23 protein-coding genes are annotated in these 22487 nt (G+C 30.6%); 9 read left to right on the forward strand and 14 right to left on the reverse strand.

The window, feature by feature from the left end:
• Entirely contained in the window at positions 1-744 is a 744-nt protein-coding gene (locus H526_RS0109565) for a phosphatase PAP2 family protein (protein WP_027392802.1), read from the reverse strand.
• A 222-nt stretch (positions 745-966) separates the two neighbouring features.
• Between H526_RS0109565 and H526_RS0109570 the strand changes: the two genes are divergently transcribed.
• The 6 genes from H526_RS0109570 (at position 967) to H526_RS28780 (ending at position 6759) form a co-directional block, all read left to right on the forward strand.
• Positions 967-2043, forward strand: a complete 1077-nt coding sequence (locus tag H526_RS0109570; RefSeq protein WP_027392803.1) for an LptF/LptG family permease — start codon at positions 967-969, stop codon at positions 2041-2043.
• Between the two features lie 174 nt (positions 2044-2217).
• Positions 2218-3096 carry a phosphatase PAP2 family protein gene (locus H526_RS0109575; protein WP_027392804.1) on the forward strand — a complete coding sequence of 293 codons (879 nt, stop codon included), beginning with the start codon at positions 2218-2220 and terminating at the stop codon, positions 3094-3096.
• Positions 3053-4573 (forward strand): phosphoethanolamine--lipid A transferase EptA, encoded by a 1521-nt coding sequence (gene eptA, locus H526_RS0109580; protein ID WP_035085096.1) that lies wholly within the window; start codon positions 3053-3055, stop codon positions 4571-4573. The genes H526_RS0109575 and eptA overlap by 44 nt, the downstream gene beginning before the upstream one ends.
• Positions 4574-4700: 127 nt before the next feature.
• Positions 4701-5282 (forward strand): HD domain-containing protein, encoded by a 582-nt coding sequence (locus H526_RS0109585; RefSeq protein ID WP_051336079.1) that lies wholly within the window; start codon positions 4701-4703, stop codon positions 5280-5282.
• Positions 5283-5334: 52 nt separating this feature from the next.
• Positions 5335-5928 carry a phosphatase PAP2 family protein gene (locus H526_RS28775; protein ID WP_051336080.1) on the forward strand — a complete coding sequence of 198 codons (594 nt, stop codon included), beginning with the start codon at positions 5335-5337 and terminating at the stop codon, positions 5926-5928.
• Positions 5929-5985: 57 nt separating this feature from the next.
• Positions 5986-6759, forward strand: a complete 774-nt coding sequence (locus H526_RS28780) for a phosphatase PAP2 family protein (RefSeq protein WP_051336081.1) — start codon at positions 5986-5988, stop codon at positions 6757-6759.
• A 20-nt stretch (positions 6760-6779) separates the two neighbouring features.
• Here the strand turns inward: H526_RS28780 and H526_RS0109600 are convergent, their stop codons facing one another.
• Both H526_RS0109600 and H526_RS0109605 read right to left on the reverse strand, forming a co-directional pair.
• The gene (locus tag H526_RS0109600; RefSeq protein WP_035085098.1) at positions 6780-9593 is read right to left on the reverse strand and encodes a TonB-dependent receptor; all 2814 of its coding nucleotides are present in this window, start codon (positions 9591-9593) and stop codon (positions 6780-6782) included.
• Positions 9594-9928: 335 nt separating this feature from the next.
• Positions 9929-10804: a hypothetical protein gene (locus H526_RS0109605; RefSeq protein WP_027392808.1), complete on the reverse strand. Its 876-nt coding sequence runs from the start codon at positions 10802-10804 to the stop codon at positions 9929-9931.
• 2530 nt (positions 10805-13334) lie between these two features.
• Here H526_RS0109605 and H526_RS0109610 point away from each other — a divergent pair.
• Together H526_RS0109610 and H526_RS31735 are read left to right on the forward strand one after the other, a co-directional pair.
• Entirely contained in the window at positions 13335-13628 is a 294-nt protein-coding gene (locus H526_RS0109610) for a hypothetical protein (RefSeq protein WP_027392809.1), read from the forward strand.
• A gap of 34 nt (positions 13629-13662) precedes the next feature.
• Positions 13663-13830: a hypothetical protein gene (locus H526_RS31735; RefSeq protein WP_155839649.1), complete on the forward strand. Its 168-nt coding sequence runs from the start codon at positions 13663-13665 to the stop codon at positions 13828-13830.
• Between the two features lie 270 nt (positions 13831-14100).
• Here the strand turns inward: H526_RS31735 and H526_RS0109625 are convergent, their stop codons facing one another.
• The 8 genes from H526_RS0109625 to H526_RS0109665 all read right to left on the reverse strand — a co-directional run bounded on the left by H526_RS0109625 (position 14101) and on the right by H526_RS0109665 (position 20722).
• Complete coding sequence (locus H526_RS0109625) at positions 14101-14982, reverse strand: hypothetical protein (RefSeq protein WP_155839650.1); 882 nt, start codon at positions 14980-14982, stop codon at positions 14101-14103.
• 213 nt (positions 14983-15195) lie between these two features.
• Positions 15196-15687 carry a hypothetical protein gene (locus H526_RS0109630; RefSeq protein WP_027392811.1) on the reverse strand — a complete coding sequence of 164 codons (492 nt, stop codon included), beginning with the start codon at positions 15685-15687 and terminating at the stop codon, positions 15196-15198.
• Positions 15680-16273, reverse strand: coding sequence for a hypothetical protein (locus H526_RS0109635; RefSeq protein WP_027392812.1), 594 nt, complete (start codon positions 16271-16273; stop codon positions 15680-15682). Before H526_RS0109635 ends, H526_RS0109630 begins: the two co-directional genes overlap by 8 nt.
• Positions 16274-16280: 7 nt before the next feature.
• Positions 16281-18200 carry a type VI secretion system tube protein TssD gene (gene tssD / locus H526_RS0109640; protein ID WP_027392813.1) on the reverse strand — a complete coding sequence of 640 codons (1920 nt, stop codon included), beginning with the start codon at positions 18198-18200 and terminating at the stop codon, positions 16281-16283.
• Between the two features lie 573 nt (positions 18201-18773).
• Positions 18774-19250: a hypothetical protein gene (locus tag H526_RS0109650; protein ID WP_027392814.1), complete on the reverse strand. Its 477-nt coding sequence runs from the start codon at positions 19248-19250 to the stop codon at positions 18774-18776.
• Between the two features lie 146 nt (positions 19251-19396).
• Positions 19397-19684, reverse strand: coding sequence for a hypothetical protein (locus H526_RS0109655; protein ID WP_027392815.1), 288 nt, complete (start codon positions 19682-19684; stop codon positions 19397-19399).
• Positions 19685-19893: 209 nt separating this feature from the next.
• Positions 19894-20466 carry a hypothetical protein gene (locus H526_RS0109660; protein ID WP_027392816.1) on the reverse strand — a complete coding sequence of 191 codons (573 nt, stop codon included), beginning with the start codon at positions 20464-20466 and terminating at the stop codon, positions 19894-19896.
• A 22-nt stretch (positions 20467-20488) separates the two neighbouring features.
• Positions 20489-20722 (reverse strand): hypothetical protein, encoded by a 234-nt coding sequence (locus H526_RS0109665; protein ID WP_027392817.1) that lies wholly within the window; start codon positions 20720-20722, stop codon positions 20489-20491.
• 251 nt (positions 20723-20973) lie between these two features.
• On the opposite strand from H526_RS0109665, the gene H526_RS28785 reads away from it, so the two are divergent.
• Positions 20974-21375, forward strand: coding sequence for a helix-turn-helix domain-containing protein (locus H526_RS28785; protein ID WP_035085104.1), 402 nt, complete (start codon positions 20974-20976; stop codon positions 21373-21375).
• Positions 21376-21381: 6 nt separating this feature from the next.
• Here H526_RS28785 and H526_RS0109675 read toward each other — a convergent pair whose 3' ends face one another.
• From H526_RS0109675 to H526_RS31740, 3 genes are read right to left on the reverse strand one after another with little or no spacing between them, the layout of a single operon-like run.
• Positions 21382-21678 carry a hypothetical protein gene (locus tag H526_RS0109675; RefSeq protein ID WP_027392818.1) on the reverse strand — a complete coding sequence of 99 codons (297 nt, stop codon included), beginning with the start codon at positions 21676-21678 and terminating at the stop codon, positions 21382-21384.
• A 2-nt stretch (positions 21679-21680) separates the two neighbouring features.
• Entirely contained in the window at positions 21681-22202 is a 522-nt protein-coding gene (locus tag H526_RS0109680; RefSeq protein WP_162144485.1) for a hypothetical protein, read from the reverse strand.
• Entirely contained in the window at positions 22159-22320 is a 162-nt protein-coding gene (locus H526_RS31740) for a hypothetical protein (RefSeq protein ID WP_155839651.1), read from the reverse strand. The genes H526_RS0109680 and H526_RS31740 overlap by 44 nt, the downstream gene beginning before the upstream one ends.
• Positions 22321-22487 lie beyond the last annotated feature (167 nt).

Here is a 22487-nt window from a genome sequence, read left to right on the forward strand (position 1 = left end):
TTAGAATTTCATTGCAAAATATACTCCATAATTCCCGTTTTCAATTCTAGGAATTAGGCTGATTCTATCCTTAGAATTCTTAAATGGATTCCATTTAATTATAGGATCAAAATAATAAATTAATTCTGTGATCAATATTCCTATTCCCGCACTCATCATTACATCAGATAACCAATGGGCATTGTTCACCATTCTAAATGTACCTGTAGTAATGGCAAAACCAAAACCACTGTAAGCCAATAATGGACTTGTGTCTTTAAATTCTTGGTATAATAATCCTGCTCCGGTAAAAGGAAGAGATGTGTGCCCGGATGGAAATGATTCGTAATCATCACTGCCATTCGGTCTTCTTTTCTTTATCAGTCTTTTGAGTCTAGTTGTAACGAAATCATTTACTACTACGGCAATGGCAAGATTTTTTGTTTGATCAAACCAATGATTTTTAGCTTTGACTCCAAAAATATCAGCTCCATACATTTGAACAAAGGGTACATATCTTGTATAATCATCTATATTATTGTAATAATCGTTTCCAACTTGATTTCTTAAATCTCTTTGTAAATCCTTTTCAAAATCACTACCACTTATTAAAGCGCTCCAGAGCATAATAGATGCTGGTAATGTTAAACGTTTAACAAGTTTGTTCTCTGTTTTCTTCTTTTTAGGTATGCTAAAATTCTGAGAATTTCCGAAGGTGAATGACAACAATAAAACTATACCTACCAATACTTTTTTATAATCCATAATGTTTTTTGTTTCAAACTATTATGGAATTCTAAAGTTGATCTTTAGAAAATCTAAAGGAAATCTTAATTTCAGAAATTAGGTGGGTCTAAATATTATAATTTCTTATTGATTACATTCTTTAAAATTGCTTTAGATTTCATTGATATTTTTAGTTTTTATTAGACATTAACAGTTAGTGATCCAGTTTGGTTTTAATACTAGCATCTTTATCAGGTAAGAATGAAAATATTAGATTGGTATATCTTAAAAAGGTATTTAGGAACATTTCTAGTTATGTTGTCACTATTCATTCCCATTGGTATTATAGTTGATCTTGCGGATCATATTGATAATATTATTAAAAATAAGGCACCTCTTTCTGCGGTAATACAATTCTATTTGGATTTCATAATTTACTTTGCAAATCTTTTATTTCCCTTATTTCTATTTTTATCTGTTATATGGTTTACTTCTAAGCTTGCCAATAAAACTGAAATAATAGCCATATTATCTTCAGGAGTTTCCTTTTGGCGTTTTCTAAGACCATACATTATTGGTGCAACAATTATTTGTTTTGGAGCTTTATTACTAACCCTTTTTTTGGCACCCAAAGCCAGTAAAGGTTTTAATGAGTTCACAGAAAAATATATTAGACCAAATAGAAAAACAAAAGACACAAGAAATGTTTACAGAAAGATCAATGATAATGAATATATCTATGCCCAAAACTTTGCGCCAATATCCAAGTCTGCAAGTAATTTTACTCTCGAGCATTTTAAAGGAAATGATATGGTATTTAAAATTTCGGCAAGAAAGATCACATTTATTGAAAAGGATAGTATTTTCGAATTACGTGATTATGTAAAACGAACAATTACACCCTCAATTGATTATATCAGAAAAGAACGCAAATTTGATACTATATTACCTTTTAATATTGAAGAATTAACTCCTTCTGATTATAAGGCAGAAACGCTAAGTGTGTTTGAATTGAGTGATTTTATTGAAAAGGAAAATCAAAGAGGGTCTTCTGATCTTAATCGTTATAAAATAGTAGCCTACAAAAGATGGAGTATTCCTATTTCTGCTTATATCCTTACAATCATTGGTGTGGCCGTCTCTTCTATGAAACGTCGTGGGGGAATGGGAATAAATTTAGCTTTGGGTATTGTATTAGCCTTTAGTTTTATATTTATGGATAAGGTGTTGGGTACAATCTCCTCCAAATCTAGTTTGGAACCATGGATCGCCGTATGGACACCTAATATTTTGTTTTCAATTTTAGCGGCTTACTTACTTTTTTCGGCAAAAAGATAAGTTTTATATCAAAATACATTATTTAGCATAATGCACACGCATTATCTTACTAATCAAACCTCTTAAGGATTTCTTTAGAATTACTTAAGACTTCCTTAGGAATTACATTCTAAAATTGTAACAGAATTTGATAATCCGGATTTAATTAAATCCATTAACAAATCAGGTTTCAATATGTTAAGCCCTAATCTAGATAAAATAGTACATAGTAATTTTACGAAAGTAAGATTAACACCTCTTATACCTATAAGTATATTTTTTATTTTGTTACTTATATATTTCAGCTGGAGTACTAATGAATTAAGTTTTATTGAAAATTATATTTTAATTCAAAAAAATGTATTCTTTGTCATAAATGAGAACCTATCACATGCCTCTGGTCTTCAAAATAATTTGACAGAACTGGGAGATATTCTAATTCTTTTTCCATTTTTGAGCATCTTCATTATCTATGCTCCCAAATTTTGGGAGAAACTAATAGTATCTTCCATATTAGCACTATTGATGTCTGTATTTCTGAAAAAAGTGTTTGCTGTCCCAAGGCCAGCCGCTGTATTTGATAATAATGATTTTACTATTGTTGGGAACGCTTTATGCGGTTCTTCATCTCTACCCTCTGGACATTCTATAGCTACTTTTGTAGTGATTAGTACAGTACTATTTGCTTTTCTACCCAAACAGAAGTCAGCAAAACTTATATGGTCTTTATCTCTTATATTATTGGGGCTGCTTATTTCTTTCTCCCGTGTAGCAGTTGGAGCTCATTATCCTCTAGACGTGGTAATTGGATGTTTAATAGGTTTTTCGGCTGCAATTATTGGAATTAAAATAAGTAATACGTTTTCTTGGCTTATTTGGTTTGAAAATAAAAACACTTTCCCCGTTCTCTTTACAATTACTGCTATTTGGGGTCTTTTGATTGTAAAAAAAATGCTACTAAAAGATTTAGCTATTTATAATTTATCACTGTTATCATTAATGATTAGCCAGTATATAATAATCCTCCCGTATGTCAAGAAGTATAAAATTAAGCCACTTTACGTTAATAGTTAGTTTTGTTAATTTAGTTCTATTCCATTATCCCTTTTTCAAATTTGTTATTAATAATGCTGATATATCAAGTTTGAATGGCATTTTACTTTTTGTAAGTTTAATTACCGCTGCGATATTGTTAAATGCTTTGGTATTTTATATTGGATTATATCTTCTATGTTCTATTGGAAAATGGTTATTAGTCTTATTTTTTGTTATTAATTCCATCTCAGTTTATTTTGTAAGTTCTTACGGTATTATCATCGACAAATCGATGATTGGCAATGTTTTTAATACAAATTATGAAGAGTCTACCAGTTTCCTATCGTTTGGTTTATTCTATTATATAGTTTTATTAGGTGTTTTACCTGGTATACTCATTTTTAAAGTAGAACTTGTTAGAACAAAACTTAAAAAGTTTCTGGGTACAGTTGGGGTAGTATTAATTTTCCTTCTGGCCCTAGTCTATATCAATGCACCAAATTGGCTATGGATCGACAAAAATTCTAAAACTTTGGGCGGGTTAGTCATGCCTTGGTCCTATGTTATTAATACAAATAGATATTTCTTGCATAAGAGTAAAGAAAACAAAAAACAGATTTTACTACCAAACGCTAAGGTGAAAGATGATAAAAAATCTGTATTCGTCTTAGTCATAGGGGAATCAGCCAGAAGTAGTAATTTTTCGCTGTACGGTTATGCCAAAAATACAAATCCACTTCTATCAAAAATAACAAACCTTCATCACTACAAAGCAGAGTCTTGCGCAACCTATACCACCGCCGGAACCAAATGTATACTAGAACACAAAAACACTGGCAAATTATTTGAGATTTTGCCTAATTATTTATTCAGGAATGACGTTGAAGTTTTTTGGAGAACAACCAACTGGGGAGAACCCAAGGTAACTATTAAAAATTTCCAAAAAAAAGATGATTTACAAAAAATATGTAGTAAAGACGAAAATTGTAATTATGACGAAGTTCTACTTAGTGGATTAAAAGAACAAATACAAACTAGTAAAAAAGATAAAATATTAGTTGTCTTACACACAAGTACCAGTCATGGTCCCACCTATTATAAAAAATACCCTGATCAGTTCAATAAATTCAAACCCGTTTGTAAAAGTGTAGAATTATCAAATTGTTCGGAAGAAGAGCTGATCAATGCCTACGACAATACTATAGTATACACTGATTATATTTTGAATTCTTTGATTCAAGAGTTAAAGCAATTAGAAGCTTATAACTCTTCTATGATTTATATTTCTGATCATGGCGAATCTTTAGGAGAAAACAATCTTTATATGCACGGAATACCAGCTAGTATCGCTCCGAAAGAACAATTAGAAATTCCATTTATTGTTTGGCTATCTGATGACTCAAAAAAAATCAAGAAGAATGAAGTTATGTCACAACATCATATATTTCATAGCGTTTTAGATTTTTTATCAATTAATAGTCCTATCTACGATCAAGATATGAGCATATTTAAGTAATTCCATAAACTAATTATTGTATCAGTCTATCAATTTTAAAAGAATTAGATGGTTATAAGAAATGAAGAATCTAATATTAAGATTGTCTTAAGATTCTGGTTATATCTTAGAATAAAAAATGAATAATATGGTTTCACTAGCCAGAGAGTTTTGTGTTAAAATCCTAAAAAAAAGCAGATGTAAAGGTTTACCCTTTCATGATGTTTGGCATACTTTGGATGTATATGAAAAGGTAAACAAAATTGGTAAATATTATGCTTTAGATCAAAAGATAATGGAACCTTTACTAATCGCTGCTCTTTTTCATGATACAGGAATGTCAGAAGTTTTTGAAGGTCATGAAGATGTGAGTAGCCTTTTAGCTCTAAACTTTTTGCAATCAGAGAAATATCCCAAAACCAAGATAGATAAGGTTTTAAAATATATCAATGCGACCAAAATGCCGCAAAATCCTAATTCCGAATTGGAAGCTATTCTTTGTGATGCTGATTTGTTCCATTTAAGTAGTGATCTCTTTTTTAAACGTAATCAATTATTAAGAAAAGAATGGAAGAAACATTTGGGATTATCATACACTGACGGAGAATGGCGAGAATTAAACATAAAATTTCTTCAGCAACATACATACCATACCAGTTACGGTGCAACTATTCTAGAAAAAGGAAAACAAAGAAATATCGAAAAACTTTTCACAATCAATTGTAAATAGGCTCTAAGACCAACTCCATTTTAATTTTTTAGTAACCCCAAATTTATCAAATATGTATCATTGTAAAAATGTGTACAGGGCAATACTATTTTGTCTTGTTTTAAGCCTAAGTGTCAATTTATCAAGTCAAGAAACTATTATCAATTCTCCTCCGGAAGTAAGGACAAAAAAGACTATAGAGGAAGTTGGAGATATACTACAAATAGCTCTTCCAACAACCGCAGGTCTAGTAACGGTCTTATCAGGTGATTATGATGGTAGTTGGCAATTCTTAAAATCTTTTAGTGCAAATTTGGCAGTTACCTATTTTTTAAAATTTACCATCGATAAAGACAGACCAGCAGGAGCTACCGATGGACATGCTTTTCCTTCAGGACATACTTCATCTGCGTTTCAAGGTGCTTCTTTTATTCAAAGACGTTATGGATGGAAGTATGGAGTACCCGCCTATCTTCTTGCAACGTTTACCGCCTATAGCCGAGTTGAAGGTATTAATAAAAGACATGATGTTTATGATGTAATTGGTGGAGCAACATTAGGAATTTTGTCTTCTTATTTATTTACAAAACCCAAAAAAGATAATTTAGATATCACATTTTCGAGTTCTAAGAATTTTACAGGAATATCATTGGTGCTAAAATTCTAGAGGATAGAATCTTAAGATTTTCTTCAGATTTCATTTGTAATATAGCTTTAAAAAATCATGAAAAGCCCCTTTTTACAAAAAACACAACAAACTCTAATCAGTGTTTTTTTAATATTTAATTCTGCGCTAATGTTTGGACAAGGACATAATCTTTTGATTAAAAAAGAAAAAGTTAAGGAGAAAAAAGAAAAGACATTTTTACAGAAAAGTATTTTACCATCTAGTTTAATAGCATTAGGATTTGTTTTATCGGAAAGTGATTTTGAAAATAATTTACAAAGAGATTTGAGAAATCAAGTTGGAAACGATTACTACAATAATATAGATGATTACACCCGATATGTTCCCATAGTTCAAATGTATGCTGCTGATATATTAGGTATTAAAGCTAAAAATCACTGGTTTGATCAAACAAAAAACCTGTTTATTTCTTCTCTAGTAACAGCTGGTGTAACAGGTATACTTAAGGAGAGTATTGGTAAACAACGTCCAGGAAACTCTGATAATTTTAATTCTTTCCCGTCAGGACATACTTCGGTTGCATTTTCTAATGCCTCAGTACTTTATGAAGAATTTAAAGATACCAGTCCGGTACTCGCTTACAGTGGATATTTATTTGCTGTTACTACAGGAACATTTAGAATGGTTAATAATGCACATTATCTATCTGATGTTATAGCGGGAGCAGGTATAGGAATTCTTATAACTAAATTAGTTTATCATTTAGATCCAATAATTAAATGGAATCCATTTAAAAAGAAAGAAGGGGTTACTTTTGTACCTCAATTCAACGGAGAAAAAGTAGGAATGTACTTCTCGTTAAGGTTTTAGTTCGTTATTTATAAAAAATATTATTTGCTAGATAGGTCATACTTTAAACCAAAGGTTAATCTTTTTTCATAAAACTCTAATTGATTGATTTGAGAAGTAAATCCCTGATATAATCGCAATGGTTGATTGGTAATATTGTTAAGACCGAAATATACACTTAACTGTTTGGTGAAGTTATAACTGGCATTTAAATCCAAAAATAATTGCTTGTCATAATAAATATCCTGAAATCCATCTTGACCAATTTCATCAAGATAAGCATCCGAAAAATTCAAAGATAGCCGTGCAGAAAATCTATTGTCTTTGTAGCCCAACGAAGTATTAAAAAGATGTGGAGAAGTGCGTGGAAGATCCAATTCTGTTCTTTCTTCTCCATTTTGATTTTGAATTCCTTGAGTACTCGAAGAAATGAATGTATAATTCATATCTAAATTGAAGTTTTTAGCGAATCCAGGCAAGAAGTTTAATTGACGTTGAAAAGCAAGTTCTACCCCAAAAATAGTAGCTCCTCTACCATTAAGAGGTTGAAACAAATTAAAACCGGTAGTTCCTTCTCCAAATCGATCATCTATAGTTTGACTTCTAAACGTGTAAATAAAATCCTTAATGTCTTTATAAAAAACACCTCCGGAGAGTATCCCTGCATTTTTAAAATAATGTTCTGCCATAATATCAAAATTCATTGATGTGGTAGGCTTCAGACCAGGGTTTCCAACAACAATGTCTCTATCTTCCAGCACAATATCTTGTGTAGGAACAAGATCAACATAATTTGGTCTAGCCAGTGTATTACTCCAGGCAAATCTTAATATAGTAAGGGAGGTAACCGCATATCTCAAGTGTAATCCCGGTAGTATATTCGCATAGGATTGACTTTCAGTAATCTCTCCAACAAAATTTTCCTGACCCTCAACACGATTACCGGTTGCCTTTACATCAGTAATCTCGGTTCTTATACCTGTAAGTAAAGTAGTTTTTTCGTTTATTTTTTGCTGTGTTTGAATGTAAGCAGCAAATACATCCTCTTTTACTTTGAAGTTTTCTCCCAAAAACTGACTTGGAACAGGTTCTCCGCCTTCTAATATTAAAGAACCTAACCAACTTTGCTGAGGAAAAAATCCTGCTTGATATTGACTCCCGACCAAAAAATCAGGATCCGAATAATCTCGAAAAGGAACATCTGCTAGAGTTGGAAACTGACCACTCAAATCGTGGGTCAAAAAATCATTTTCCAAAAATTTATTCTTGAATCTACCTCTAAAACCAAATTTCAAATTACCATCACTTTTTTCCCAAAAGTTTAAGGGTATTTCCGTATTGATAAAGAAATTAACATCTTCCTCCTCTGAATAGTTACTCTCTTGTTCTAATTCATCATAAAGAAAACTAGAAAGGTCATTTTCACTTCCGGCTATTACAGGGCGAAACAATGGAAGTTCTGGATCTGAATTATCATTAATGATAAAATATTGGGATTTAAACTCCAAAACTCTTTCATCTGTATTATCTTCAGAGGATTTTGAATACGATACCAGCCAATTTATTTTAGTACTGCCTAGAAGATGATCACCACCTAAGGTGTAATTTTGCATCCTTTGATCTTCTAATCTAGCGTTCTTATTTCTATTGTTTTCGATTCCTCCTCTAATTTGTCGACTCACTTCAACCGGAAAACGGGTTAACCTCTGATTAACAATAGTAAAGTCATCTTCTTCAATATCTTCACCACTAAGTATTTCACTTTCTAAAAGAACTCTATTTTCTCTATCATCTCTCCAATTGTATATAGATTTAAAGTAGAGTGTGTGATCAGTAGAAAATTGGTAATCAAAATTAAGGGCAAAACTTCTTCTTACCCGTTGTATAAAATGTGTTTGTTGTTCGAGTACTTTAGTGTATGGAAGCACATTATCTTCTACAAGAATAGGATCTCCATTACCATCTATGGTACCTGTATTATAAATTAGTCTATTGGACCACTCTGCTTCAATATTTTGAGATCCAAACTCATTGTCATTTATAGAGCTTGAAATCATCCAACCAAATTTGCCATTTTTAGAACGATCACCTACAAAAAAGGAAGCATTCCATATCCTTTTGTTATAAATTAAATTTAGTCCAGATCCTAAGGTTGCAGAAAGTCTAAATTTTTGTGGTGATGTTCGTGTTACCAGGTTAACAGATCCTCCCAAAGCATCTGCGTCCATCTCAGGAGTTAGGGCTTTACTCACTTCTATAGATTGTATCATATCCGAAGGAATCAGATCCATCTGAACATTACGATTATCTCCTTCGGCAGAAGGTATTCTACTCCCATTAATAGTAACAGAATTCAATTCTGGAGATAATCCGCGAACTATAATATCCCTAGCTTCCCCTTGATCCACTTGAATGGTTATACCCGATACCCTTTTTATAGCATCACCTATATTTGAATCAGGATATTTACCAATTTGATCTGTAGAAATTACATTAGATACGTTGATATTATTCTTTTGTTTATTTAGTGCTAAAATTTGGTTGTTATTTTGTGGAGCAACAATGGTAACTCCATCCAATTCTATAGTCCTTGGCTCTAACACAATAGCAATTGAGACTGTTTTATCTGAAATAACCTGAATCTCTTTTTTTAGTGTTTCAAAACCTAAATAATTAATTTGAAGTGTATAATCTCCAGTTGGAATATTAACCAAAGTAAATTTACCATCAAAATCACTAACTACTCCTTTATTAATTTTTTCGATTATAACTGAAGCACCGGAAATGGCAATACCATTGTTGTCATTTATTACACCTTTTACATTACCATTTTGAGCATATGTTATCGCAAACATGAAAAAGAAAAAAAGTGAATTCGCAATCCTTTTTTTATTATAATTTGTTGCGAGTATTTTGGGGGAAATTTTCAGAACTTTCTTTGAGTTTAATAATTATTCTATAAAATTAAGAAATTTGAATTACTCTTGATATATCTTCTCGAAAAGAAGAAAAATTGATTTTTATTAAAAAAGCAATAAGTGTTTGAATTCATAATTTTTTGTTAAGACGTCTTAAGCGATTTTGCTAATCCGCTTATTTTCAAAACTTTTTGATCAAAAGAGTTCGACATTTGTCTCATCGAGGTCACTAAACACAATAAATCCTTTGTAAACACTTATTACATACTGTTTTATTTTAGTTTTTTAACTGCTTTTTTAAAGTATTTTTCTTTGATGTACAGATAATGTTTTTCCCAATATTCGTTTTTTTCATTGTTTAAATTAAAGTTGGGTCTTATTTTGTTCCCATCATCGTCTTCTTCATCGAGATAATGACCAATTTGATTTTTGTTTTCATAGAAAAATCCGTTATCAATATATTGGGTACATCTTATTGCCAAGTTTTTATTATCATCAACACTTATATTATTCCACCAGTAATTGTAGCTTTTCCTTTCTGATGCATCCTCTGATATATATATTAAAATACAGATAGTGAAATTAATTTCAGAGTCATTACATATCCATTTGAATATTGGAGGTTTTGGAAAAGAACTTAAAATAACCTCAAAAATGAAATTAGGTTTTGCTGATGTTGGATAAGGAACATCTTTTGAATAACCTGCAATATCAAACAAAGTGTATTCATCTTTACTTATTCGTTTAAATACTTCCGATTGCCATTCATAATTCGATAAAGTAGTTTCGTTTAGATAGAACAATGCTGTTTCTATTTTTTTTGTTTTTTCTTCTAATTCATTGTCCTCTTTATATTTAACAAATTCATTTGTAAAAACTCTCAGGGAGTTAGCTTCTGTTAAAAAATTTAGAAGATCATTTTTAATTTTATGATGGCCTGGATTGGTTTCGTTTCTGGTCAAGTCTTTACCAGGAGAGTGTTTGAATCTGAAGTATTTTTTATCCTTGGCATTTACAGCAACTAATTCAAATTGTTGTCTAACATCTGTCAATCCATAATATCTCATATCGACTAACTTTTTAATATCATTTATATCCTCTGGTGTGAATATCTCACCATTCTTACATAGTGCTTGTTTGTGTTTCATAATAGTAAGTAACAATTATATAAAGGACATATGTCCTTTGCATTCTATATATTTTCAATTAGTTTTTAATAAACGAAATGCCATATACCGAAGAAATTTTAAGAAATGAGATCGTTTATAATCGTTTGTTCCTTCCAAATTAACAAAATAAAACTATAAGACTATTTTTTCCCTCATTTTTTATGTAATAGATCTTTTGAATATGAAATATCGACAAGAATTCAAGCAGTGAGTATTTCCTGATAGTAAAAAGGTTCATTTAAGTGTTAAATCGTATGTAAACTTATAAAATGAACAGATTTATTGAACTTGATAAGTTTTACGCCTTGGCTTATAACCTAAAATACATTCAAATCACTACAATAGTAAAACTACCTCGAGAGGTATAATTAATAGAGTATCTCAATTATAGTAATTTAATAAGTCATCTTATCCGTCTTTGCTAACTCACCCTAATGACTAAAGGTTATTTAAAATCACTTGGTCTCTTAGATGATAAAGATGCTGTTTCTGAGTTGCCAGAGATTTAACAACAAACACAACCAAAATCAAATTGCTATCGATACAAAGTAATTCACAATAAGTATTGAGAACATAAATATTATGGATTTTCCAATATTCAATTTACATTAAAACAATTTTTTCCTATTAAAATTCAAATAAATGTAAATTAATTTAGATTTTGATAGATGAAAAGTGATTTAGACTCTATTATTATAGATATTAAATAATTTGGTAAGAATCTTTTTTAAATATAGCATAACTGGCATTTATTAGAAATATACGATACATACAGGTAGCTACTTATTAAATTTCTACGTACCGATATAGAATTAAAAATACACAGCCCGATGTCGTGTGTATTCGGCACAAAATACATAGCCCGATTAAGTAAATTTAATATCGCTTATTTACAGGTAAGAATACACAGCACAATCAAGAATCTTATTAAAAAATAGCAAGCACTAATAAACACTGGTCTTGCCATGGTTTTTGGAGTGTCTATTTGGTGCAAAATACACAGCCCGTTTAAGAATCGAATACATAGCCCGATGTCGTGTGTATCTGGTACAAAATACACAGCCCGATTGACAATCTAGTTTTTAAAGTTTTACAAGAATTTTTTTGTTGGTGTTTCGTACCGATTTCTCATTTTATAGAACTTAAGAAAGTTTAACTTCTTATTTCGTAAAGGCAAAAATTAGAATGATAGTCGGACGGATACTTAGGAGGCAGTAATTTTCATATTCTTTATATACATCTTAAAGCTAATTTTTGTTATCTAAAATGTAGTAAATGTAAATTATTATGGGTTATTAACGCATTATTCATAATCATAATAGACACTATCTAATACGTAGATTTTCTTAACAAAATATGACAACCTAATAATTGTAAAAAGGATATTATATAGCTACCAACAGAAATTCACAGAGCTTCTACGTACCGATATAGAATTAAAAATACACAGCCCGATGTCGTGTGTATTCGGCGCAAAATACATAGCCCGATCAAGAAATTTTAATATTGCTAATTTACAGATAAGAATACACAGCCCGTTTAAGAATCGAATACATAGCCCGATGTCGTGTGTATCTGGTGCAAAATACACAGCCCGATTGACAATCTAGTTTTTAGAGTTTTACAAGATTTTTTTTGTTGATGTTTCGTACCGATTTCTGATTAGATAGAAATGAAAAAAGTTTAACTTTTTATTTAGTAACAGTCAAAACTAGAATGAAAGTTGGCAGAATGCAATAATTATTCATGTGAATCTTTTCTATTAAGAATGACATGAAAATTTTCTTTTATAGGAGTGAGCTGTATCTTTTCCTTATAGGAAGGAGCTGTATCTTTCCCTTATAGGAAGGAGCTGTATCTTTCCCTTATAGGAGTGAGCTGTATCTTTCCCTTATAGGAAGGAGCTGTATCTTTCCCTTATAGGAGTGAGCTGTATCTTTCCCTTATAGGAGTGAGCTGTATCTTTCCCTTATAGGAGTGAGCTGTATCTTTCCCTTATAGGAAGGAGCTGTATCTTTTCTTTAAAAAGAAAAGATACATACTTGAAATAGCAAAAATTAATATTAAAAGCCCTCATAAGTCAAAACAACTTAATGTAAACATTGTCTATTAAGTAAACAAAAAGCTCTTAAAAGTCCTTAAAATAAGTTTTTATGATGATTAGATTATGTTTGGCATAGTTTCATAAATGTTTACTTAATTCATGAAAATCAAGTAAACATTTAAGTCTAAATTATCTTCAGTTTATTTTCGTACCGTTTTTTACTACAGTTTTCCATAATTGAATTAATGGGGGTAATAAATTGGAACTTCCTATCATTAAAGAGACGACGCATAATTTGTGTTTTTTTTAACATTGTTTTTACACAACGATAGCGTACCGATTACCAATATTCATATTGCATTTGCGCTTGGATATATGAATTGTTTTTCTGAAATTCCCAAAATCTTCATCATCACAGCCCAACTTTACCACGTCCTTATTTGAGTATTATTCCATGATAAATTAATGGAGATATCCGTAGTGGTCGATAATGTAAAATATCAAAAACTTTGTAACGATAAAAATATGAGAAGAGAAACAATAATTAGAAGGAAAAGGTCTCAAGAGAAATCATTTTCAGAAAAAGGAACTAACACTCTAACGAAACATTCCAAGGAGCTTTTAAAAAACCCTGTTATAAAAGGTGTTGTAGTTGTAGTGGCTTTATATGGAGTATTATTCGTATCTAAATATATAATTAAGGAATATGCCGAAGTAGTAGCTGCAACAAAAAAACTACGAGACGCACATAGACTATAAAGGAAACTATATTCCATTAAAAAAATCAAATATTATGAATAGAAATAATTTAAATAGAATAATAGAAAGTACTCCTAAAAAAGATACTGTAAATACTGTATTAAAAGTTCTTTCCGCAGTTCTTTTAGTGATGAATATTATTAAGCTGGGAAAAGAATTAACAAAAAAAGATGAAAAGAAGAAGAACTTACCTTATAAATAAATTTGCAAGCACCTTTTGGATAGATGAAAATGTTACTAGGTATCCATATTTAGCAGGTCTCTTAGGATTGATAATAGTCTTTACTTTCAAGAAAAGATTCTATGCCACAATAAGAAAAGACCAAAAAGAAGGATAGACCAAGGCAGTATAAAAAAAACCATAAGAACCGTGGCAGCATATCAATAAAAAAATATCCCTTACAGTTATTCAGATGTTTTTAAATAAAAAAGACTGTCTTTCTATGGACAGTCTTTTAGTTTATAATTAAGATTATAATGTGGGATCGTCCCCTGGAAAGTAAATCGCTTGAACTGAACAAACATTAGCACAACCTCCACCATCGGTACACAAAATTACCGCTGCTCCAGCATCATTTCTACTATCATAAGTTCCTGACCACTGTAATTGTCCATCTCCATTATAACAATCAACTTGCCAACCTCCTGCTAATTGTGGGTCATCACCAGTGACTCCATCACTTAATTGAATTGATTTTTCGTCAAGTTCTTGAAGTTGCTTTAACCAGAACTTATCTCCATCAAAATTGATCGTAACTGCAATTGCTTTTGATTTTGATTTTTTTGCAATAGTGTTTTGTTCCACTTGCTTAAGGACTTCATCTATAGATTTTTCTTTTGAAGTTTTCTCAGCAGTGATTTTATTCCAAGCAGGGGTATATGATATTCTAGCATTACAAACAGTAGCACACCCCCCGTTATCGATGCAAGCCCAAGTAGCAGCTCCCGCACAACGAACACTTGCACCGCATTCTGTGGTTTCTGTTGATCCATCACCATAGGTACATGTTACCGTGTAATTATCTCCTGATTTAGCAAGAAAAGATTCTGGTTTATCTGCATTATTAAATATCATAATTTTTTGAGTCAATTCTTGAATCTTAAAATACTTATGATAGTCTGGTTTAGTAAGATGTTTTAACTCAAACTCAATTGTTTTCCCTTGTGAATCACCTATTGATTTCATTTCAGCAACAATATCATCAATAGTTTTTTGGCTTATTTCATTGCCCTCCAAAAGAACAACATTGTTATCCGGATTTGTGGTAGTGTCTTCTTCTTTGGTACAGCTAATAATAATCAACATTAAGCAAAAAATGCTAATTAATTTTTTTGTTCTAAAAAAGTTTTTCATTGTGTAATAATTAATTTGGTTAATATTGTTACTCGTATAATATAGGGAATTTTATTCTTTATTAATGTTAAAAATTCCCCTTTATTTTTTTTAAAATTGTTATTTGATCATAAAAGCAGTAGAAAGATTAAAAATTAAATTCTTTTCGATCAGCTCAAAATCAACTGGTAGTATTTTAGTTATTATTAAAAATAACTTCTTCTGTCTTACATACTAATTCTCTATTCTTTCAAAAGGTAAAAATTCAAGATTATTAAATCCGAAAAACCTCAAATCCAATAATAACACATCTGGTAATACATATATTTTGGTTTCTTTTTTCTTATAAATCCTCATTCGTAAAGAAGTGTGTTCAAGAGGCAAGTCTATCTCAGCTGTGTAGGTGTGCTTTTCGTGGTCAAACGAAATAAAGAAGGTTGTTTTAAATGTAGTTCCCATTTTATAATCGACAGCCGTTCCTCCATAACCATCATAAGTAGGAACTAGAATTTCATGTTCTTCTGCATAATGAAAATTTTCTATCTCAATATTGTCTAAGTTATAGATGAAAGATGGGTATTTCGTAAGGTCTATTACCTCTGCGTTTTTTTTCTTTTCTTCTATTATTTCTCTTTTTTTCTTTTTTCTAAATAACCCCCAAATAGAAGTAATTGTAGTTAACACTATTGCAATTACCACTTCTATCAATCCTATATCCTCATTCATATTTTATATTTGTTTTTACTAATTTACACGAAGAGGGTTCTAATACATTTGGGTCACAAATTAACACATCAATGGTCTTATTATATTTTTGAATAAAATCGATTATATCAGGGTATTGTCTTTTAAAATCCACATAATTAGCTAATACAAGGGTGTCAGAGTCTTTTTCTTTTCTCATTTTATACTTATTCCAAAAAGAGGATACATCATTTTCTCGATAAACCTTCATGTGAGAATAATGAACAAACTCGGAAATCGAATTTCTATCTAATATAATGGTGTCATTTCTTGTTTGACTCATTCTATTCAAATCACCTTCACTTAATTTATAGAGAACATTGTCGTGATAACCTAATGTTGAATAGTAGATTGCCCCAAAAGCTATTGGCTTTCTTGAATGATTTGTTATTTTCAATTTATGAGGGATTATCAATACTGACTCAGTAGAATCTTCTGTGTCATAGTATAATTTAACAGGTAAGTCATTGTATACACAGGATTTAAACTCCACATCTGGGTTAAAACGACAGCTATTAATTATTAAAACACTTGCAAGAAACGATATTGTAATTATATAATTTTTCATATTAGTTTTATTGTTGCATAACGCAATCTAGTACATACATATCTTTTTTTCTATCAGAATCATGAACTATCTTAAAAAAATAAGTAAAGAAAACTTCTGAATTTCCTTCATCTGCATAACTATCGAATTCTTCAAAAGTTGTAATTTCCCCATTCATAATCTTACAATGCAGGTTTTCCGAAACGTCCTCGTGGTATTTGTACCCACTTATTTTCCCTCCTTGACTTTGTACAAATAATTTTGTGGCAGTCAATCCTTTAGTTTTGATAAGATTGAACTTTTGATCCATATCTTCATTAAAATCATTAAGCAAATTATTAACTGTTTCTGTCGCAATTACATCCGCAACAAACATAAGAGAACCGAGACCAGTTAAAGCTTCGGAGGCTAAAACTGTAGGTTTTTTTGATAATCCGTTTTTTGTTGCGTTTTTCATAGCTTCCGTTATTACTTGCTTTTCGGCTGCTTTTGCTATCATTTTATTAGCATTTTGTTGGACTACGTCTTTAGAAAGGTGTGACCATATTTTTGTTTTAGAAAAAGCAGAAAAAATACTGACAACAGAAGAAGGTTTTGGTACGCCCGAATTATTATCTTGAGGGAATACACTATACATTGTTTTGGTTACATTCATAAAATCCAAGAATTTAAGGGCTTTTTTTGCTTGCTTAAAAACCCTTACTGTTCCTCTTTTAGCGTCCTGAATATTAAAGTATTGACTAAAAGTTTTTCTAGTCATTTCTTCTGATTCATTAACAAGGGCATAAGAAGTATCATTTTTTATAACCATACTTGCAGCTTCTTCGACAACATAATTTTTAGAGGAAACTGTTTGGTTGGTGGTAATATCAATTACTTCCTCATAAATGCTTCTTTTAACGGTGTTTAGCTCTGAGGACAAGGCAATAGTTTCGCGAATTCTAGTCTTTAATACTATAAAATTTTCAATAGCGCCCTCTATGCCTGTGGCATCTAACATATTACCTATTCTCTTTATAGCAAACACAATAAGCTTTCCTTTCTTATCATAATACTCTGGTAAACTAGTTCCTTTTGTACAGGGAGTAATATATAAATCACGTATGTAGTTAACTCTTAAACGCTTGCTTGAATCCTCTGGTAAGTCTTTTGATTTACCTTTGTAAGAAACTTTCCAGTATAACTCAATTCTTTTATCTAATTCAGCCATAATTACGGACTTAAAATTTTCTGAAAGTTCTAACCGTACAGTAGCAATACCATTTTCATTAGTCCAAGCATAATCTTTTATTGGGTCATTTGGGAATTTATCATCATCAAACAAAAGCCCATCATCATCATATAATTGAAATTCAATTTCGTCAGAATCTATATCTTTAGTTTCAGCGTGAAAATACATTATATGACCTACAGGAATTATTGTTGAATTATCTTCTTTGGAATATTTATATGGTTCGTTTCCTTCTTCATCGTACGACCACCAACCATCAATTATTCTTGGTTCTTTTTCTTCTTTTTCCACAGGCGCAACTTGCGGTGTGAAAGGGTCTTTGATTCTCCACCAATGAGACATCAAAACTTGTCCATTATGGAGAATTGTCGCGGGAGATAAGCTAAAAGTTATCATAAAAGCTTCGCTACTTTCATGATTGTAATGTAACCTGTAGTGACTACAGTGCGCTTCCCATAATTCTACAACTCTGGTTTTTGTGTTTCCATGAACAGACGCAAATTCGATTTTGCAGTCTTTTTGCATTGAAGGATGTGATGCCCATTCATAAAACAAGATTGTATCTTTACTTCCGTAAACGCTAAAATCAAAAGAATTATTTATTGGTTTTTTGGAAGGTCTGCCCGTATGATCTGATGATTGTATAAAACCAAATGTATGATGCTCTACGTTAAAGATGTATCCATCCACGTGGAGTTTTATTTGTACTGCACTCATTAAATATTGTCAGTTAATAAATTTAAAATTAGTTATATTTCTAGTTACTACATAATTTTTCCCCGTACCTTTTTAAAAAGGTAATAGGCGCTTGAAAAAGGTTTCTAAATTTATTTACCCAAAATAAAACACTTTAAAATATCCTGATCGATCAAGCGCCCAATAACCTATTACATAAACTCAACTTTTGTTTTTTCTTGGTTGTGGGGCTACCTGATCTGGCAGCTCTAATAAAAGCAATCTTTTGGTTTTAGAGCTTCTTTTTTTCATGTTGTTATCTTTTAAAAATTGTTGGATAATATATTTTAGATGTGTTCAGCAAAGTTTTGAAATTAATCAGTTTATGTAATTGGATGATCACCTGACCCCCGTATTGTAGGTGATTGTTTTATAGTACATTGTTCTATACATACAACTTCTGATTTTATACCAAAAGGCAAAATTACTTGATATACATATTAGTTGGTTACGGAATTCCGTAAGCAAGCTTGTTTATTTTTCATATTCTTTGAAAATATTCATGGTTATAATATGACAAACACTTGATAGTATGATTTGCTTTGTGTCTTTTTTTTAAAATTGATCTACCATATCCAGTAATTCTAACAGCAGTAATCTTTTGGTTTTAGAATTCTTCTTCTTTACTCTATTTTCTTCTAAAAACTGTCTTATGATATAACGTAAATTAGTTCGGTCGAAGGTGTTTTTTATATTTTTATTGGTAAATGGAAGTAGCTTGTGATCATCTGTAGAGGTGTAATACAGCGTATTTCCTAAAAACCCAAAAGAGAACAATGATCTAAACTCATATATTTTAAGTCGATGACTGGAATCTATTAAATAACAGTACCCACTATTCCCAATGGGCACTACAGCATTTTGAATAAAATTCTTATCCATTTTCATTTTTAAATGTTCGTATCGGATGGGTGAAGATTGACCATGTAACAATACTTCTATTTTTTGCAGAAGATCAAAAGCATCTATTTTACTCATGCCATCCAACTGCTTTAATACCTTTTGTAATATTTTATGCTCGTATGAGATCATTCTGTGATATAGTTGTAAAATGTCATTTATTAATAATTTAATGGCTATAGACTATTGCCAAGAAGAGCCTTTTTTTCTGTGGCACTAAGCTTTATGAATTCTTTTTGGGTGATTTTATGGTATCCTTTGGATGATACCTTTTCAAACTAATGATAAATTGATAACCCTTTATCTTTTTCCATTATCTCTGTAGCAATGATCATTTCGGTCAGTATAGTATCGGAACTTTTGCCAGCATCCATAATAGTTAGCACTGTTTCTATAGCTTTTTGTTTATCTATATGAATCCCAAAAACACAGTCATAAGTATCAGTAAATCCACATAATCGAATAATCTCTATAGTATCTTTAGAGGATTCTTTTTCTACTTGAGCATGAGCCTTAAAGAGGGTTAGGATAACACATATCCCTGTGATTAGAATGTTGTTTTTCATGATTAGTTAGTTTGATTTGTTTTGAAATTGTCGAGTATATTAATTAGCAACGGATAATGAAGATATCAAGGTGCTTCAAGTATAGGGAATACTGCACAAAGTAAGCGCTCTTACAAAAAAGGAAATCAAGAGCTAGGTAAAGTATACCAAAAAAAAAGCACCCTTCTATCTTCTGGGTTGGGGATATTAATCACAAACCTAATTTGCAATTATGACGATCGTAATATTGTTTCATTTAGGTTAGTTTTAGAGATTAATAAGTTTTTGAATTCCAAAAAGAACTCCGAACTGTTATCCTTGGATTGGTTTTTATCTATAATTGTTGTTTTATATTTCTTCTGCTCTTCTTCTGTTTTGATACTATTCTTTATGATTTTTACAATAAACTCAACCACTTCAGAGATACTCCATAATCGGGTTTCTATAAGCGCAATGGCTTTTCTTCTAATACTTTGTTTCTCTTTTTCTTTGAGATCATCATACGCGGAGATTGTTTGTAATTTGGTTAGTACTTTTTGATATTTCCTATCAGTTACCATAGTATCTTCTAGCATTATATTTCCATTAATGGAATAAAGAATTTGTACTCGTTTCTCAAGAATAATTCTAAAAGCTTCATCGCAACTTTTTCCTTCTTGATATAAATTCACTGCCCAATTATATAAGATAGTTTCATAAGCTGCTCCATCTATTCGGTTTTGTTCAAATTCAATCGGATTCAATTGAAGCGCTTTGATAATATTAAAGATATATTCATCTTTATCAGGTTTAGAATGATGCATAAGTTTTATAGTTTAAAGAGATTTAGTTATCTCGAAATTCTTTTTCATAGCTTTCAATTAATTTTAAGATTAACTGATCAATTTCATGTATCCTTTCATCACTTAATCTTCTTTCATATCTTAGGAACTTATGAATTGTACCTTTCGGAAATTTTGCCTTCTTTTCAAGTCCTAGTATATTGAAAATTGAATTGTAATTTTTTAATAAACTTTCTACCTTTTCCCTTTTTGTTCTTCTCTTTTTTTTCTTTACCATAAGATTAAGTTTCCTGATTCACATAAAGAATAAATCGAAATAAGAAACCGTAGGGGTATGCTCTAATACATAGTTTTGGTTTTAACAATTCTATTCTTTTGTTGAAACACGCAATTTTATCGTATAGATTATAGTTTCTTTGTATTTAAAACTTGTATATTTAAACGTTGAGCATAAATATACGCAATATTTTCGTATTAATAACAATAAAATAAAAATTATACGAAATATTTGCGTTCACAATAAAGTGAATGAATAAAGATCAATTAAAAGCAAAAAGGAAAAAACTTAGCCTGACTCAAGCTGAATTAGGTAAGTTAGTTGGTGTTTCTGCAAGAACTATTCAGGGATGGGAATATGGAACGCAAAGGATTCCAAAAACTTTAGAAGACTTTTTAGATGGAAAAATATCCAAGCTTACTCTGGAAAATGATGAAAGTGAAATTGCTATGGATGTTTCAAGCCTAGAATCTTTAACTATGAGGGAAATGGTAGAATTTTGTTTTAGAAAAGAAAACAAAGAAAAATTTCTCGATATTCCCTCAATTAAACTATTAATTGATCTGAACCGAAATGAAGCGAAAGCTGAATTAATGGAAAAGCATATTATTTTAAAAAGCAGTAGTAGTGTTTCTAAAACAAAAGAAGAATAAATTTGGTTACTTGGAAAGTAAACTATTAATTTCTTCTTGATCAAATTTTATACCTAATTCTTGCAATACGATGATACGATTAAGGCTTTTAATCCTTTCTTTTATTTTATTATTTTTTTCTATTAATTCCCTGTTGATAGATGACATTTCAACATTAAACAAAACGATATCCTCATGTTGATTTTTTTGGAAATTCTCAATTAGAAAAATGAATTGATCTATCGCGTCGTACAAAGATATTTGATCTTTTGATAAGAGCTCTTTTAAGTCTTTTATTTCAGAGTTTAAATCCTTTTCCACCATGATTAAATGCTATTACTTTCTAAAACTTTGACTTTTAACATTTCCAGAACATCTTTAGCCTCCATAACAAATTCTTCTTCTTTAGTTTTTTTACGTCCGAAGCTATTTATTAAACTCTTGATTATAAAAACAATGATCATAAATAGCACACAAATTCCTATGGCAAACATATGTCCTAGGAAATCGTCAGAATGTTCTGCACTAAAAATCCAAATCAGCTGCAATCCATAGCAATAAATTGCTATCAAAAAAGATGCTTTATATGGTTTTAAATAAACACCTAATATCATAAAAATGGGCGCAATACTTTGCGTAAACGCCCATATAAAATTACTGAATTTCGAATATCCAAAGGTATACTCACTTTCTATGTTTAGTACTGCTAAAAACTTATCTAAATATAAAAGTAAGCCAGAAAGCACTATAAATACAGTGCCTAATATTCTTATTTTAAAAGGTACTTTTTCATCTGACAATACATTAGTTCCCGCCTTGAGAACCTGGTCTTTCAATATCTTTATCAACTCCTTTTTTTTCAATTTGGATCTCGTTTATTTCATCTTCTGGTGTTTCGCAGCTAAGACATACTGCTAGTGCTAAAAATAAAAAAAGAACTCTTACGATTAATGATTTTTTTTTCATAATAAAATAATTGCATTCTAATTTGATTAGAATAGATTAAAAAAAACGTTTTAAATATCTGATTTACAACACAAAACTATGTTAATATTTAAAAAAATGCGATAGTGATTTTTAAGTTTTTTGGCAGTACTTTTGCCTTTTTTTTAACCAAAATGGACTTTTTTTTA

It is taken from the genome of Aquimarina latercula DSM 2041, from assembly GCF_000430645.1.
In the GTDB taxonomy this organism is placed as follows: Bacteria; Bacteroidota; Bacteroidia; order Flavobacteriales; family Flavobacteriaceae; genus Aquimarina; species Aquimarina latercula.